Genomic DNA, 15,538 nt, shown 5'->3' with positions numbered 1-15,538 from the left:
TAAGAATAAAGGTTTAATGATGCTGGCTTTAATTAATTGGTTGGATCCATTACATATAAAAAGTTGGGACGGCTTCTTTCCTGAGTACCATTATTATCTATCTTAGGTGTAATTAATTGATCGTACACCACTGTTGATACACTACCTCCTCCGTCTAACATATAGGCAAATTTTACATTAAGCGATCTTAGAATTCTTACTACATCTTCGGCGGTCATACCTTCTCCTTCAAATCCCCTTCCTCCACAACTTAAGAATAAAATATCTTTATTATCGAACTGGGCTATTACTTGTCTAGGATGCTTCACCTTATAGTTTTCTCTTATTTGCATCGCCTTTTCTGATGCCCGTTGATAATTTTCTATGAGTGGACCGAATGCTGTGAGTGCGTAAACGCTACCATCGTTGAGGATCTCCTTAGCTTTAGTTCCAGGAGGATATACTTTTAGTTCATTGTCTGCTTTGATTCCTAGAATATATGCATTGGATGGCGCTTCTTGTACAATAGCACCTTGAACAATTTGTGTACCCTGAGGTTTCTTGATTCCGTTGACTTCACGTTGTGTGGAAGCATTGAAGGCCAGGGCACTCCCTTTCCTGATGGCAAATTGTCTAACTGTTTCACCTTTGTCTTGATTGGTAAGTTCCAGTTGTAGTTTTACGGGATTCCCAAATCTGTCTTTAGGTTTTATTCTGGTAAGATAATAATAGGTATTAGAGGGCTGATCGAAATATTTGCTGATGTAATAAAAGCTATTACCCTTGCATGCCGAGCAACTTATTTTGTATAAACTATTGTTGTCAGGATAAACTACATACAAATTTCCAAGACTATCGGTAGTGATATCTGCAGCGATATGGTTTAATACTTCTTGGCTTACAGATGTGTTATCCCCGCTTGGGATAGCGTTGTTACTAATGGAAGAGACTGTTCTCGTTCCGTTAGCTATTTTACGGATGAAGATTTTTTGGCTATTAGAGTTTGCCTGTGTAATATAAATGTTATTGGCGTAGTCGACCTCTACCCGATAAGGTGAAGCGATAGCAGCAGCATCTGCATTACCGTCTTTAGTTTGGTTAGAACCCGATCCTGCAATTGTTGTAACCATTCCATCAGTTGTAATTTGACGAACACGATGGTTCAAAAGATCCGCAACAACAATATTGCCATTTTGATCGACTGACAAACCTGTGGGATGATTAAAACTTGCTTTTATTCCCTTGTCATCTTTATAGCCAGGAAAGGGAGTGCCCGCAAGTGTACTTACAGCTCCTGATGAATTGATCTTTCGAATACAGTGATTGTAGGTATCTGCAACAATTATATTACCGGAAGTATCAATCGTTACATCATATGGTGTATTAAATTGTGCAGCAACGGATGAGCCGTCCTTATATCCTGCAATTCCATTGCCTGCAATAGTGCTCACCTCACCCTGAGAAGTGATTTTTCGTATACGATGATTATTTTTGTCTGCAACAATTATATTGCCATCCTTGTCTATTGCAAGCCCTGTAGGTTCATTGAACTGAGCTTTGGATCCATCGCCATCCGTAAATCCAGCCACACCCGTTCCTGCGATCGTTATAACTTTGCCTGAAGGGGTAACTTTTCTTATAGCATGATTGAGTCTGTCTGCAATTACAATATCTCCGTGAAGATCTATTGCTATCGCTCCCATCTGTCTGAATGTAGCTTTTGTAATTATATTGTCTTTAAATCCTACGTTAGCTTCGGTGAGTTTTTGAAATTTGTAGGATTGGGCAAGTCCAGCATTCCCTATAAGTATTAAACTAAAGCATAAAACCTTGAATCTGCAGAATGAATTACGAATCATTATCTACCCATTTCTATATTAAGGAATTGTGATCTCAATCTCTTTCACTACGCTAGCCTCGCTATGACTGGTAATATTGGTGGCTACGAAGGTAGCTTTATAAGTTCCCGGTTTATCGTAGACATAAGTATAATTGGACAGTGCCGGATCTATTCGGTTCTTGATGCCTACAGGTCTATCCGGGCCTAGGTTGATTTCATTGTCAACAACAATGGGAGGTGCTATAGCCCAATCTCCAGCTGTAAAGGGACGGTTTGCTGCAAGCACATTTGCCCTGAAGCGCAAGCGTGAGGTAGTGCTCGTCGATCGCGGGGTTCTGCTCGGGTCAGAAGCATCATCAGGGCCGAAGTGATACAAGGGGAAAGCTGCTACTCTTTGGTTATATATTATTTCTGAGCCCAATAATGTTTCAACGGATATTTTAAACTCATGAATATCCCAGGTAGTATAAGCGGCTGAAGCGCTTCGAGGATACGTAATATATTTAAATCCTATATACAGAGGCTGTCCTGGTACCAATAAATCAGAGATATCGGCTGAAGTGAGTGTACGGGTTGTGAAATCCTTTGCCATTGGTATGTTGAAACGATCTGTGATGTCGATCCATCCTTCTCCCTCTTCTGTTACGGTTCCATCAAAATTTGTAGTGGCCATAACAAATAACTGTTTCCAAGTAGGATCCGTTCCGTCTCCCATATCAGCAACATATTCGAAGGAAACATTAACAGCATCGATGCCTATAATACGTCCGTCTTTATATGCATATTCTTTTAATGGTTCTCCGGAGAAGAAGGAAATGACATCTGCATTTCCTTCAAATTGGAATACAACTTCTTTTATAGGATTTCCAAAGTTGTCTTGCGCATCTTGTACAGTATATCCTTTAATGTTAAAATCGGGTGTACCCACAATTAAATCTTTCTTGGTGTTGCATGACCCAAGTAGGATAATACAGATGATTAACCCGTTTATGAAGCACTTTTTTTGTAATCGATCGGGTAGGAGTACCATAGGAGCGTGGCAAAATGTTTGTGAAACAAACTGAACAATTTTAGCTATATGTTTTTTCATTTTTTATCGATTTTAGGGTTAATTACCATCCTGGATTTTGAACCAGTTTTCGGTTTAACATCATTTCATGTGTAGGTATAGGAAGTAATTTATGACGATCGCTAATCATGCCTAACGCTGTAGCAACATTTCTCGCCTGAGTAGATGGAGTTGAGGGGGTAGTTGAAGTAAGATAAAGATTAGATAAAGCTTTCATGGATGATATATAAATTCCCCATCTGATTAAATCGTACTTGCGTAAGCACTCAAATGCAAGTTCTCTGGAGCGTTCATCTTGTATCGCTTCTAGGAATGATAATTTATCTGATTTTTCATCATTTGTTAAATCGCTGACAGGGTTAGGTACTTGCAAATCTGCTTCTGAAAAGGGAAAGCCAAAACCTCTTCTCCGTACCATATTGAAATACTTTATGGCTTCAGGTGTAGGACCCCCGTTTACCTCATTATCAGCTTCGGCAAACATGAGTAGTACATCGGAATATCTTAATAGAGGGAAGTTGATAGGAGTATATCCTACTGATTTCGGGAAGAATACTTCTTTTTCTCTTCTGTATTTTCCGGCATATCTAGTCCAGATTTGAGTTGCCGCAAAATATTCTCTATTAGTGGATTCTGTAGGATTAAATCTATACGGAGCAATGGTCCAATCTCTTCGTAAATCCCCGGGTTTGTATAAATTATAGAGTCTACCTGATGCCCAAATATTACCATTGCTTCTACCAATAGAATCGTTATCAGAGACAATACCGATATAATTCCCCAACATGCCGGCTTGTCTGGGACGGTCGGTACGGTTACCATAAAATTCTACCTCCCAGATGGATTCTTTAATATCGTAAGCATCGGCAGCAAGTTTTACAAAAACATCTTCAAATGAAGGGTTTAATGCATGCTCTCCCGATTGAATTACTTTATAAGCCCAATCTCTGGCATTTTTGTATTTGCTGTGGTCTTTAAGAGGTTCTCCGGCCCAATACAAATAAACACGTGCTAATATTCCTGCAACTGCAGATTTATTGACTCTTCCTCCAAACCCTACTTCGGTAGCGCTTTCTACTAGATCATAGGCTCTTTCCATATCTTCGGTAATTTGCTGATATACGATGTGGGAGGGAGTGCGTTCCATATCGGTGTTATAGGGTGTAGTGGAGGACGTTAATTTTAACGGCACATCACCGTAATTAGATACTAGCAAAAAGTAGTAGTAAGCTCTCAGAAATAGCGTTTCACCTCTTACGATTTCTCTTTTTCTATCGTCCATATCGGCGTCATCCAGTTTCTCCAATAATACATTTGCTAGATTGATACCTTCATATAATGCTCTCCATAAGTTGGCAACATGTGGCGCGCTGGGATTGTACATAAACTGTCCGGGTAGTGCAGATTCCGGACCTTTTCTATAGAATCCATCGTCACCTTCGGTACCCATAAATGTAAAATAGGCTGAGGCATACAGTGGAGCACCATCTCGCGTGTCTGATAGCTTATTGTAGACACCAACGAGTGCCGTATGAATCTGGCTTTCGTTTTGGTAGAAGAATTCCGGTGATAGGAAATCTTCAGGTTCTGTGTCTAAGAAGCTAGAGCAGGAAGCTCCTAGAGTGAGACACAGTATTGCTAATAAGGTCTTAATCTTTTCCATAGTGACTCTATATTGAAGTTATTTTATTTAATTTTTAAAAGTTTGCTTTAAGGCCAAATACAAGTGTTCTTGGATGAGGATATGCCGAGAAATCAAATCCTGGAGTAAGTACCGAATTGTGTACAGATACTTCAGGATCCAATCCCGAATATTTGGTCCATGTATACAGATTTTGAGCTGCTACACTTAAGCTTAGACCTTTGATCTTCATTCTTCTTAACAGTGAAGTAGGAAGTGTATATGACAGAGACACTGTTTTCAGTCTTAGATATGAACCGTCTTCAATGGTTCTAGATGAAATTACTTGTGGTCCTCCACCCCCTGCTCTGTGAATCGTGTTGCTCGGGTTGTCGGGTGTCCATCGATCGGCCCAGCTTGCAAACTGGTTAACGTGGTGAATGTTGGTAATGTTTCCTTCGAAAATAAGACGATTGGCATTCATTAAGTGGTTTCCATACGACCACTGGAAGAAAACATTTAAGTCAAAACCTTTGTAGCTAAAGTTATTGCTAAATCCTCCTATGTGGATAGGGAGACCTCGACCAATGATAGTTTTATCGTTAGCATCTACTACTCCGTCTCCATTAAGGTCTTTATACTTGATATCTCCGGGCTTTATAGATTCCCTTGTGTCTCCGTTAGTAGGCACTTCTGGTTTTAATACATATACGCCAGGAGCAACTTCGTTAAAATCGCTATATTGATACACCCCGTCCCAGATAAGCCCATAGAACATGGCTGCAGGTTTGCCTACTTCTGCAATGTAAATAGGTTCCTGTGCGATGCGGCTTACGAAGGAGGTGATTCTTGAAGTAAGATTTTCTTGATTATCGGAGAGTGCCATGATTTTGTTCTTGTTGAAGCTTATATTGAAGTTGCTCTGCCAGGTAAAGTCTTTAGTCTGAATATTTACAGTATTTAAAGTAAACTCCAGACCTTCATTGCGCACTTTTCCTATGTTTTTGTACGAATTGCTAAATCCTGTACTATAAGGCAACTCGGCATTTAGCAAGAGGTCGTAAGTGGTTTTTCTATACCAATCGAATACGAAGCTGATGCGATCTTTAAATAGGTTAAGGTCATACCCAACGTCGAACTGCGCAGTACTTTCCCATTTGAGGTTGGGGTTGCTGAGTCTTGCTATCCCTAATCCATAATACCGAACATTGTTGAAAGAGTAGCTTCCTAAGTCATCCCATTCGGCGGCAGGTAAGTATGCAAAATCGCTCACGCGGTTATTACCGGTTACCCCATAGCTGATTCTCAGCTTGGCTGCAGTAATAGCTTCAACATTTTTTAAGAATTTTTCATCCTTCATGCGCCATGCAAATGCTGCAGAAGGAAAATATCCCCATCGGTTCGGACGAGCGAACTTAGATGACCCGTCAGCCCTCATGGTAGCGGTTAGCAGGTATCTTGATTTGAAACTATAATTAAGTCTGGTAAATAAAGATTGTAACCTGTTTTCACTTGCTCCTGTGTAGGTTTCCAAAGGTGTACCTTGTGATAGCCCATTAATTCCTAGCTCTTCGTTAGGAACTTGTATGGCAGAGAATCCGTCAGATGTGGTACGAACACTTTGAAGTGTCATACCTCCCATTACTTCCAGTCGGTGAGATTTGTTGAATCTTTTGGTATAAGTTAATGTATTTTCATTAAGCCATTCGTATCGTTGAGAGTTTCTGATAGAACCATTCACTCCATTGATGTTATTAGGGCGTAAGCTAACGGGAGCTCCCTTTATTGTTTTACTGTTATAGAATTCATCATTACGTGTCATAACTCCGTTCATACCTCCCGTAACCTTCAGTACTAAGTTTTTGGCTAGTTCATATGTTGCATACGCATTAGCAAGTAGGTTGTGGGTTTTTCTCCTGCGCAGTGTTTCTCTTGCTGAGATGATAGGATTGATACGAAAATCTCCGGCCTCAGCCTCGGCTTCTGAATCTATGATATCGTCAATTAAATCATCGTTATAATCAGGAAGTCCTTCTCTTCCTGTAACGGGTCTATATCCCCAAACGGAATACAGTAAATAGCCGCTTATAGTAGTATTAGATGTGGCACTGGTTCTACCCAGTATCTGTCCATAAGCTAGTTGATAGCTATAGTTTACATTTATACCTACTTTGAATTTTTTGCTTATAGTTTGATCAAGCGAGATCCTTGATTGATAGCGTTTAAAGCCGGTATTAATGACAATACCGTCTTGGTCATACACAGAACCGGAAATAGAGTATTTGGTATCTCTGTTACCACCTCTAAGTGATAAGTTATAAATCTGTGTAACACCTTTCTTAAATAATTGGTCTTGCCAATCGATACCTTTGATGTTTTTGTAAGATTCTAATGTTTTTCCTTGAGGATCGTAATTGGGGTGATCGGTAGGCAGGTCTCCGGGGGTATAAGAACTTACAGCATCCTGCCCATATCGTTCAATCTCATATTTAACGAACTCGTACGCACTCAACATGGGCATTTTTTTGGTTATTTGTTGTGGGCCCACCGAAGCAGATAGCGCAAGGGTGGGGGCTCCTGATTTGCCCTTTTTGGTTTCAATAACCACAACTCCATTTGCGGCGCGTGATCCATAGATGGCGGTTGCAGAGGCATCTTTTAAAATCGTGATAGATTCAATGTCTTCTGGATTGATGCCGGCCGTTTGCGGACTTTCCATCGGAAAACCGTCAATAACATATAATGGAGCCGTACTTTGTGTTAAAGAGTTAGCCCCTCTGATTACGATGTTCATTCCCTGACCGGGTTGGCCGTCTTCTGCTGCGGATACCTGAACCCCTGCAACTCTTCCCGCTAAGGCTTGATCAAAAGATGCTACGGGAGCTTTAGTAAGATCATTTACGTTTACTTCTCCTACAGCTCCTGTTAGATCACCTCTTTTTACAGTTCCATAGCCGATGACGACTACCTCATCTAGGGATGAGCTTTCTTTAATAAGTGTAATCTGAATATTGGTATTATTGTCAACTTTGAGTTCCTGAGACAGATAGCCTACTGCACTAAATACTAAAATCGTCTCTTTGTCTTTAACCTGAATTGAGAATCTTCCATTGTTATCTGTAACAACTCCGGTGGCGGTTCCTTTTATCGTAACTGAAACTCCGGCTAATGGATTACCTTCTTGATCAATAACTATCCCCTTTACTAATATATTTTGTTGTAAAGCCAAATGGGAAGCGATAAGAGGATAAGAAGGAGAGAGCATTGCGTGAGCTTTGCCAGTAGTGCCCAATGCTATAATAATACCCATGCAGATTTTTAGATGGATGAATTGCTGTTTCCCGACAGCATTTTTGATGCAATAGCGGGTAAGGCCTTGTTGGAGTGTGTTAAGGATCTTCATCTTTATGATGTTAAGTTTATGATGTAAATAGAGTGCTTTTTAAAAGATACTTTTGAATGAATGCTTCGTAGTTAGTCAAATACTATCGATACAATCTCCCCTAATCTGATTTTCATTTGGAACTATGTTTATTCTAGCGCACATTGGTCCCCGCCAAAATCTCTCAGTAAAATTTATAGGTCCTTCTCTTTAGCTAAAGATCTTATGGTGAATATGGCAATGACAATCATTAAGCAAGTCCTTTACTTTCTCTCTCAGCTTTCCGTTAACGTACACAGGTTTGACGCAAAATAAATTCCGTTTACGTACACGGAATATTGTCCTAAAAAAATTCTATCCAAATATATTTATTTTTCATTAAAATCAAAAATATCTGTTAAGAAAAAATCAATGCTTTCTTTTCTAGTTGGTTTTCAATTTAATATGTCCGTCTTGAGATATTATTTGAGAATAGTTAGTAAAACATTTTAGAATGTTTTAAAAATTATATTTATATTCGTGTACGTACACATTTTGTCTATTGCCATTTCTTTTTATGCAAACCATTGATTATATCAGCATCGTAGGTTTTATTGTCCTCCTTGTTTCTGTAGGAGTTTACGGATATACACGGGTAGGGTCTTCTTCTGATTTTTTTACGGCAGGAGGAAAGCTTCCCTGGTGGTTAACGGGAGTTTCGCATCATGTGTCGGGATATAGCGGAGCTGTTTTTGTTGCTTATGCTTCTATTGCTTACACACATGGTTTTGTGGTGTACGTATGGTGGGCCATGACTATTGCAATAGGAATGTTGTTTACTGTGTTTTTCATTGCTCCGCGATGGGCGCGCTTAAGAGAAAAATTTGGAGTGCAGTCTCCCACTGAATATCTGGCTACCCGTTATGGTATACCCGCACAACAATTAATTGCCTGGACGGGAGTTATTATTAAGATATTTGATGTAGCTGCCAAATGGGCGGCCATAGGCATTTTGTTGAATGCATTTACCGGATTGAGTATAACTGCAGGCATTGCATTATCTGGATGTGTAACGCTGATTTATGTTGTGCTAGGCGGTGTTTGGGCGGATGTAGTGAATGATTTTCTATCTTTTATTATTCAGTTGGCATCGGGCATCATCATGATGGTATTAGTGTTGAGAGAATTAGGAGACGGTGTCGGTGGCTTTTTTACATTATGGGATCGCTTGCCTGCCGAGAATTCGCAGATTTTTAGAGAGCCTTATACCTTCTGGTTTGTATTGGCAATACTTTCCATCAACACATTAACGTACAGTGGGGGACTTTGGAGTTTGGCCATGCGCTTTATTTCTTCTCCTACAGGGAAGGAGGCTAAAAAAGCGGCATTGTTGTCATCGGCATTATACCTCATTTGGCCTTTAATATTATTCTTCCCGATGTTTGCATCGCCTATTTTTTTCCCAAATCTGGAGAATACCGAAAAAGCTTACTCCGTGATGGCACTTAAGTTCTTGCCACCAGGCCTTTTAGGGTTGATGTTTGTCTCGCTTTTTTCCACAACATTGACCATGACGGCAGGCGACTCTAATACGATTGCTTCTGTTATTACTAGAGATATTTTACCTACGATTAATAAACGTGTTAGAAATTTTGACCGCAAGAAGCTTTTGATGTTGGCTCGGCTTACCACTTTTACTTTTGTATTATTTACGGTAATTCTTGCATTTTACGCTGAGTCATTCGGTGGAGTAATCGGATTAATACTAAGCTGGTTTGCCGCTCTTACAGGCCCAATCAGTATTCCGATGATTCTTGGATTATTGCCTTGGTTTAAACATAGTAACGGAACGGCAGTGTGGCTCTCTATTGCTTTAGGATTGCTTACATTTATTATAATGAAGTTTTGTTCGAACGTGCCATTGGCGCTGGAAATTTCTGGTCCTATCATTACATCTTTTATTGTGTATGCAGGATGCGGATTGCTTACTAAAAAGCGCGTTTCGGAGAAGGTGGATCATCTGCTTGACGGCCTCAATAAAGATTAAAGTTGCAAAATAAAAGTTTAAACCATAAATATTTATTGAGATGAAAATTTTTCAAAGCCGGCGTCAGTTTATAAAAACATCTGCTTTCATGGGAATAGGGGTGTCATTAGGGACATCCGTCTTTGGAAAAAGCAGTGTGTTTTCTGTAATACCACAAGCGGGTAAGCGAGTTGGTATTATCGGTTTGGATACTTCTCATAGTATTGCTTTTACAAAATCTTTAAACGCCGAGCAGCCCAAACCTGAATTTAGAGGATATAGAGTAGTAGCGGCTTATCCGCAGGGCAGTAAGGATATTCAATCTTCAGTATCAAGAGTTCCGGAGTATACTGAAACCGTAAAAAAGTATGGAGTAGAAATCGTGAACTCCATATCCGAGTTGTTAAGTAAAGTAGATGTGGTTTTGCTCGAAAGTAATGACGGTCGGGTGCATCTGGAGCAGGCCATTCAGGTATTTAAAGCTAAGAAACCTGTTTTTATTGATAAGCCTATAGCGGCATCTTATCGTGATGCGAAAAAGATTTTTGAGCTCGCCGCTCAATACAACGTGCCAGTTTTTTCTAGCTCTTCTTTGCGCTATTTAAGCGGTGTTCAGGAAATTCTCAATACTGGAAAAATAGGACGAGTGTTAGGTGCTGATACTTACAGTCCGGCTCATTTGGAAAGTACGCATCCCGATTTGTTTTGGTATGGTATTCATGGTGTAGAAATTTTATTTGCTTTAATGGGAATAGGATGCGAAAGCGTTGTTCGCGTTCATGCCCAGGATGCCGATATCGCTGTAGGAAGATGGAAGGATGGGCGGTTGGGAACTTTCAGAGGTTTTCGAAAAGGAAAGAGTGATTATGGTGGTATTGCATTTGGCGAAAAGGGCAACATGACTTTAGGGCGTTATGGAGGATATGACCCGTTGCTTGTAAAAATTGTTGAGTTCTTCGATACCCGTGTGGCGCCTTTCGATTATCGGCAAACTCTAGAAATCTGCGCTTTTATGGAAGCGGCGGATTTGAGTAAAAAACAAAATGGTCGTGAAGTAAAACTTTCTGAAATTACCGGATAACAATTATAAAATTTAGAGCAATGAAAACATCTCGTAGGGAATTTATTAAAAAGCTTTCGTTAAGTACTGCGGCAGTTTCAATAGGTGGCGTACTGCCCGGTTTTAGTGCCAAAAGTTATCGCAATATAGTAGGTGCTAATGAGCGCTTTCATATTGCAGTAATGGGCGTAAATTCGCGCGGACAAGTATTGGCCAATAATTTTGCTATGCAACCCAATGCGGTGGTAACCTATATCTGCGATGTAGACCGTAGGGCTATTGATAAATGTTTTGCTACCGTAACAGAAAGACAATCGGAGACACCCAAGAAAGAGAAAGATTTTAGAAAAGCTTTAGAAGATAAGCAGGTAGATGCTTTAGTTATCGCAGCTCCCGATCACTGGCATGCTCCTGCTACCGTCATGGCATTAAAAGCAGGAAAACATGTTTATGTAGAAAAACCCTGCAGTCATAATCCTCGCGAAGGAGAGCTATTGATAGAGGCTGTTAAGAAATATAAACATGTAGTACAAATTGGTAATCAGAGAAGGTCTTGGCCTAATGTAGTAGAAGCTATTAAAGCTTTGCATAATGGGGTAATTGGTAGGGTGTATTTTGCAAGAACTTGGTACACCAATAACCGTCCCTCCATTGGTATAGGTAAGCAAATTGCTGTACCAGACTGGCTCGATTATGAGCTCTGGCAGGGGCCGGCCCCGAGACGTCCTTACAAGGATAATATTCTTCATTATAACTGGCACTGGTTTTGGCATTGGGGTACCGGCGAAGCATTGAACAATGGTACCCATTTTGTGGATCTGGCTCGATGGGGTTTGCAAGCTGATTATCCTACAAAGGTTACTTCTGTAGGTGGTAGATATCGTTATAAAGATGATTGGGAAACACCTGATACGCAAACTATTGGAATAGAATTCGGAAATGGTTGTTCCATTACTTGGGAAGGAAGAAGCTGCAATGGTGCGCCTAGCGAAGGTGCTGCTGTAGGAGTGATCTTTTACGGAGAACAGGGGTCTTTGCAAATAGGAAGTGGAAATACTTATAAGATATATGACTTGAAAGGGAAGTTGATTAAAGAGGCAAAAAATGACATTAAGGTAGATGCGAGAAGCCTAAGCAACCCTTCTCAGAACTTGGATGCTATTCATATCCAAAACTTTTTTAGTGCAATTAAAGATAATACACCATTAAACTCTGATATTGTTGAAGGACACAAAAGTACTTTGTTGGTACAGCTGGGAAATATTGCACAAAGAACAACAGGAGCTTTGGATATAGATGCTTCAACAGGAAGAATTTTAAGAAATGAAAAGGCTATGAAGCTGTGGTCCCGCGAATATGAAAGAGGTTGGGAGCTTAAAATCTGATATAGATGAGTGGCACGCTAAAGATATATAATGGCACATTGATCTGTCCGCATCGATGTATTAAAGAAGGCACACTTATCATTAAAGATGGGAAGATTGTAGAACTCGGATCGAAAAATGTGGAAGTGGAGGCCGATGCTTTGCAGATAGATGCGCAGGGAAATTTTATTGCTCCTGGTTTTATTGACATTCATGTGCATGGGGGTGGTGGGTGTGATTTTATGGATGGCGAAATCGATGATTTTCTTACGATAGCCGAAACACATGCTCGATACGGAACAACGGCGATGACGCCCACTACTTTGACGAGTGAGAAAGAAGGATTGGTGAAGGTGCTATCTAATTATGAAAAAGCTTCTGTGAAAAATCTCAAAGGTGCTCGGTTCTTGGGCATGCATTTGGAAGGGCCATATTTTTCATTGAATCAGCGAGGGGCGCAGGATCCGAAATTTATACGGAATCCCGATCCAAAAGAATACAAAGAAATTATCGAGAGATTTGGAAAATCTATTGCCCGATGGAGTGCCGCGCCCGAACTGCCTGGCGCCTTAGCGTTTGGAAGATATTTGAGAGATCATGGTATATTAGCTGCCTTTGCTCATACCGATGCAGATTATGATGCAATAGTAGCTGCTTTTGAAAATGGATATACGCTGGCCACCCATTTTTATTCGGCAATGTCTGGTGTATTTCGAAAAAACGCTTATCGTTATGCCGGAGTGATTGAGAGTACTTATCTCATTGATGAAATTGATGTAGAGGTGATTGCCGACGGAAGACACCTACCAGCAGCATTACTGAAGTTGGTTTATAAAATTAAAGGTCCAGATCGAATCGCTTTAATTACCGATGCCATGCGTGGGGCAGCAACAACAGCGTCTGAAACTATTTTGGGGGATAAGAAAAATGGAATTACAGTGATAATTGAAGACGAGGTGGCCCAATTACCTGACCGCTCAGCATTTGCAGGTAGTATAGCAACTACCAATCGGTTGGTTAAAAATATGGTACATATGGCTGAGATTCCTCTTGTCGAAGCTGTGAGAATGCAAACCTACACTCCTGCTCGAATTATGGGCTGGGAGCGTCTGAAAGGATCTCTTGCAGTAGGCAAGGATGCTGATGTTGTCGTGTTTGACAATAATGTAGATGTAAGGTATACAATTGTAGAAGGAAAATTAGTTTATCAAAAAGTATAAGTGTTTTGATACTGATACATGCATTGCGATTTTATCTGTATAAAATATGAATATGAGTAATAACGGGAAGAGGTCAGTAGGAGTGAAAGAAATTGCCCGCCGTGCTAACGTCTCGATCGGTACGGTAGATCGTGTGTTGCATAATAGGGGTGGAGTGTCCGAAAAAACGAAGGAGAAGATCATAGCTGTTATAAAAGAATTGAACTATCAGCCGAACATTTTAGCGCGTCGTCTAGCATCGGGAAGAACAATTCATTTGTTTACGCTCATTCCTGCCGTATCGGATGAAACAGATTATTGGGATGTGCCTTTACAGGGAATTATACAAGCGGAAAACGAAATTAAGCTGTATGATGTTAAAGTAAGCAAGTTCTTTTTTGATATGAACGACCGAAAGTCTTTCGTAGAACGATATCAACAGATTTTACAGGAAGAGCAAATTGATGGAGTGTTATTGGCACCGGCGTTTATTGAAGAGGCTATAGCATTTACCAATGTATGTCAGCAGCGCAACATTCCCTTTGTATTTATTAATTCCGATATCCGTAATCAGAAAAGCCTATGCTATTTTGGTCCGGATCTTTTTTACAGTGGATATTCAGTGGCACATTTAGTGCGCTATTTAACATCCGAAAATGACAAGATACTCGTCATGAATATTTCCAAAGACGTTGCTTCTGATCACCACATTTTGCGTAAGGAAGAAGGTTTCAGGAAATACTTTATTGAGAAACAAATATCTCAAACCATCATTACTAAAAATCTTACACAAACAGATTATGACTCTGTAAAAGCCGGACTGGATGAGGTATTGCAACAATACCCTGATATCCGATTAGTATTTGTTACCAACTCAAGGGTGTCGTTGGTGGCACAGTATTTTGAATCAAAGGGAAAAGGAAATATTCTCTTAGTAGGGTATGACTTTATTACACGAAATATTGAGTATTTAAATAAAGAAATAATCGACTTTTTAATTTGTGAAAAACCACAGGAGCAGGCATATCGAGGTGTAAAGGCTTTATATCACTATATCATGTTTGAGGAAAATATTGAAAAGGATTTCTATATGCCGATTGATATTATCCATAAAGGGAATCAGAAATTTTATCGGAACTAATAGTTCGCGATACATTTATAATTACTATTAGAGCCTACGGATAGACGTTAAGTGTTATATATTCTTAAGATAATTGAAAATGGAAAAAGAGTATTATGTAGATAGATTAAAAATCAAAAAGTACAGTAGCAGAAAAGAAATGGGGGCTGCTGCGGCTGTAGAGGTAGGACAGATGCTTAGGCATCTGTTAGAACACAAGGAACTCGTTTCAGTAGTGTTTGCCTCTGCGCCATCTCAGAATGAATTCCTAGATGGATTGCGCAACTATCAAGGAATAGACTGGAGCCGGGTTGTGGCTTTTCATATGGATGAGTATATCGGATTGGAAGCAGTGCATCCTCAAAGCTTTGCCTATTTTCTTAATGACAGACTGTTTAGTCACGTTCCTATTAGTAAGTTTTTTTATATCGATGGATGCGCTCAAAATGTAGAGGAAGAATGTAAACGTTATGAGCAACTGCTGAAAGAGTATAAAGTAGATATTGTATGTATGGGAATAGGTGAAAATACCCATATCGCATTTAATGATCCTCATGTTGCAGACTTTAGCGACCCCAAGTGGGTAAAGGTTGTAGATCTCGATGAAGCCAGTCGCAGGCAGCAAGTAAATGACGGATGTTTCGAACGTATAGAACAGGTCCCCACGCATGCCCTTACGCTTACGATTCCGGCACTTTTAAGTGGAGCACATTTGTTTTGTATCGTTCCTGGAAAAAATAAAGCCATCGCGGTACAGCAAACTCTTTATGAAGATATTTCTGAGCTATATCCTTCAACTGTATTGAGAAAGCATGATAATGCTATACTTTATCTGGATGCGGAGAGTGCATCCCGTGTTGTTATGAAGGATGTGACATAGGACTTTTCGAAATTCTTTG

The 15,538-nt window shown here is 40.0% G+C and carries 10 protein-coding genes; 6 read left to right on the top strand and 4 right to left on the bottom strand.

Features of this window, described 5'->3' with window-relative positions:
- Positions 1-32: 32 nt before the first annotated feature.
- The 4 genes from PIECOFPK_RS13560 to PIECOFPK_RS13545 are packed head-to-tail and all read right to left on the bottom strand — an operon-like array spanning position 33 to position 7,912.
- The gene (locus PIECOFPK_RS13560) at positions 33-1,838 is read right to left on the bottom strand and encodes a phosphodiester glycosidase family protein (protein WP_330973734.1); all 1,806 of its coding nucleotides are present in this window, start codon (positions 1,836-1,838) and stop codon (positions 33-35) included.
- Between the two features lie 18 nt (positions 1,839-1,856).
- On the bottom strand, positions 1,857-2,909 hold the full coding sequence (locus PIECOFPK_RS13555) for a DUF5017 domain-containing protein (protein WP_330973735.1): 1,053 nt from the start codon (positions 2,907-2,909) through the stop codon (positions 1,857-1,859).
- A gap of 22 nt (positions 2,910-2,931) precedes the next feature.
- The gene (locus PIECOFPK_RS13550) at positions 2,932-4,551 is read right to left on the bottom strand and encodes a RagB/SusD family nutrient uptake outer membrane protein (protein ID WP_409966139.1); all 1,620 of its coding nucleotides are present in this window, start codon (positions 4,549-4,551) and stop codon (positions 2,932-2,934) included.
- A 34-nt stretch (positions 4,552-4,585) separates the two neighbouring features.
- The gene (locus tag PIECOFPK_RS13545) at positions 4,586-7,912 is read right to left on the bottom strand and encodes a SusC/RagA family TonB-linked outer membrane protein (RefSeq protein WP_409966138.1); all 3,327 of its coding nucleotides are present in this window, start codon (positions 7,910-7,912) and stop codon (positions 4,586-4,588) included.
- Positions 7,913-8,447: 535 nt separating this feature from the next.
- Between PIECOFPK_RS13545 and PIECOFPK_RS13540 the strand changes: the two genes are divergently transcribed.
- The 6 genes from PIECOFPK_RS13540 (at position 8,448) to PIECOFPK_RS13515 (ending at position 15,519) form a co-directional block, all read left to right on the top strand.
- Positions 8,448-9,917: a sodium:solute symporter family protein gene (locus PIECOFPK_RS13540; RefSeq protein WP_330973738.1), complete on the top strand. Its 1,470-nt coding sequence runs from the start codon at positions 8,448-8,450 to the stop codon at positions 9,915-9,917.
- A 40-nt stretch (positions 9,918-9,957) separates the two neighbouring features.
- A complete protein-coding gene (locus PIECOFPK_RS13535) occupies positions 9,958-10,977 on the top strand; it encodes a Gfo/Idh/MocA family protein (RefSeq protein WP_409966137.1) in 1,020 nt (339 codons plus the stop codon).
- Positions 10,978-10,997: 20 nt separating this feature from the next.
- Entirely contained in the window at positions 10,998-12,341 is a 1,344-nt protein-coding gene (locus PIECOFPK_RS13530; RefSeq protein WP_330973740.1) for a Gfo/Idh/MocA family protein, read from the top strand.
- A 5-nt stretch (positions 12,342-12,346) separates the two neighbouring features.
- Entirely contained in the window at positions 12,347-13,540 is a 1,194-nt protein-coding gene (gene nagA, locus PIECOFPK_RS13525; RefSeq protein WP_330973741.1) for an N-acetylglucosamine-6-phosphate deacetylase, read from the top strand.
- A 46-nt stretch (positions 13,541-13,586) separates the two neighbouring features.
- Positions 13,587-14,660, top strand: a complete 1,074-nt coding sequence (locus tag PIECOFPK_RS13520; RefSeq protein WP_409966136.1) for a LacI family DNA-binding transcriptional regulator — start codon at positions 13,587-13,589, stop codon at positions 14,658-14,660.
- Positions 14,661-14,739: 79 nt separating this feature from the next.
- Complete coding sequence (locus tag PIECOFPK_RS13515; RefSeq protein WP_409966135.1) at positions 14,740-15,519, top strand: glucosamine-6-phosphate deaminase; 780 nt, start codon at positions 14,740-14,742, stop codon at positions 15,517-15,519.
- Positions 15,520-15,538: the final 19 nt, after the last annotated feature.

This window comes from Chitinophagaceae bacterium C216 (assembly GCA_028485475.2).
GTDB lineage: Bacteria > Bacteroidota > Bacteroidia > Chitinophagales > Chitinophagaceae > Niabella > Niabella composti.
Note: the sequence above shows the minus strand (reverse complement) of the source record. Positions and strands in the feature narration are given on the sequence as shown.

Excerpts from the sequence above, each read along its gene's own strand:
- PIECOFPK_RS13535 (WP_409966137.1), top strand. The coding sequence starts at position 9,958 with ATGAAAATTTTTCAAAGCCGGCGTCAGTTTATAAAAACATCTGCTTTC.
- PIECOFPK_RS13545 (WP_409966138.1), bottom strand. The coding sequence starts at position 7,912 with ATGAAGATCCTTAACACACTCCAACAAGGCCTTACCCGCTATTGCATC.
- PIECOFPK_RS13520 (WP_409966136.1), top strand. The coding sequence starts at position 13,587 with ATGAATATGAGTAATAACGGGAAGAGGTCAGTAGGAGTGAAAGAAATT.
- nagA (WP_330973741.1), top strand. The coding sequence starts at position 12,347 with ATGAGTGGCACGCTAAAGATATATAATGGCACATTGATCTGTCCGCAT.
- PIECOFPK_RS13560 (WP_330973734.1), bottom strand. The coding sequence starts at position 1,838 with ATGATTCGTAATTCATTCTGCAGATTCAAGGTTTTATGCTTTAGTTTA.
- PIECOFPK_RS13530 (WP_330973740.1), top strand. The coding sequence starts at position 10,998 with ATGAAAACATCTCGTAGGGAATTTATTAAAAAGCTTTCGTTAAGTACT.
- PIECOFPK_RS13515 (WP_409966135.1), top strand. The coding sequence starts at position 14,740 with ATGGAAAAAGAGTATTATGTAGATAGATTAAAAATCAAAAAGTACAGT.
- PIECOFPK_RS13550 (WP_409966139.1), bottom strand. The coding sequence starts at position 4,551 with ATGGAAAAGATTAAGACCTTATTAGCAATACTGTGTCTCACTCTAGGA.
- PIECOFPK_RS13555 (WP_330973735.1), bottom strand. The coding sequence starts at position 2,909 with ATGAAAAAACATATAGCTAAAATTGTTCAGTTTGTTTCACAAACATTT.
- PIECOFPK_RS13540 (WP_330973738.1), top strand. The coding sequence starts at position 8,448 with ATGCAAACCATTGATTATATCAGCATCGTAGGTTTTATTGTCCTCCTT.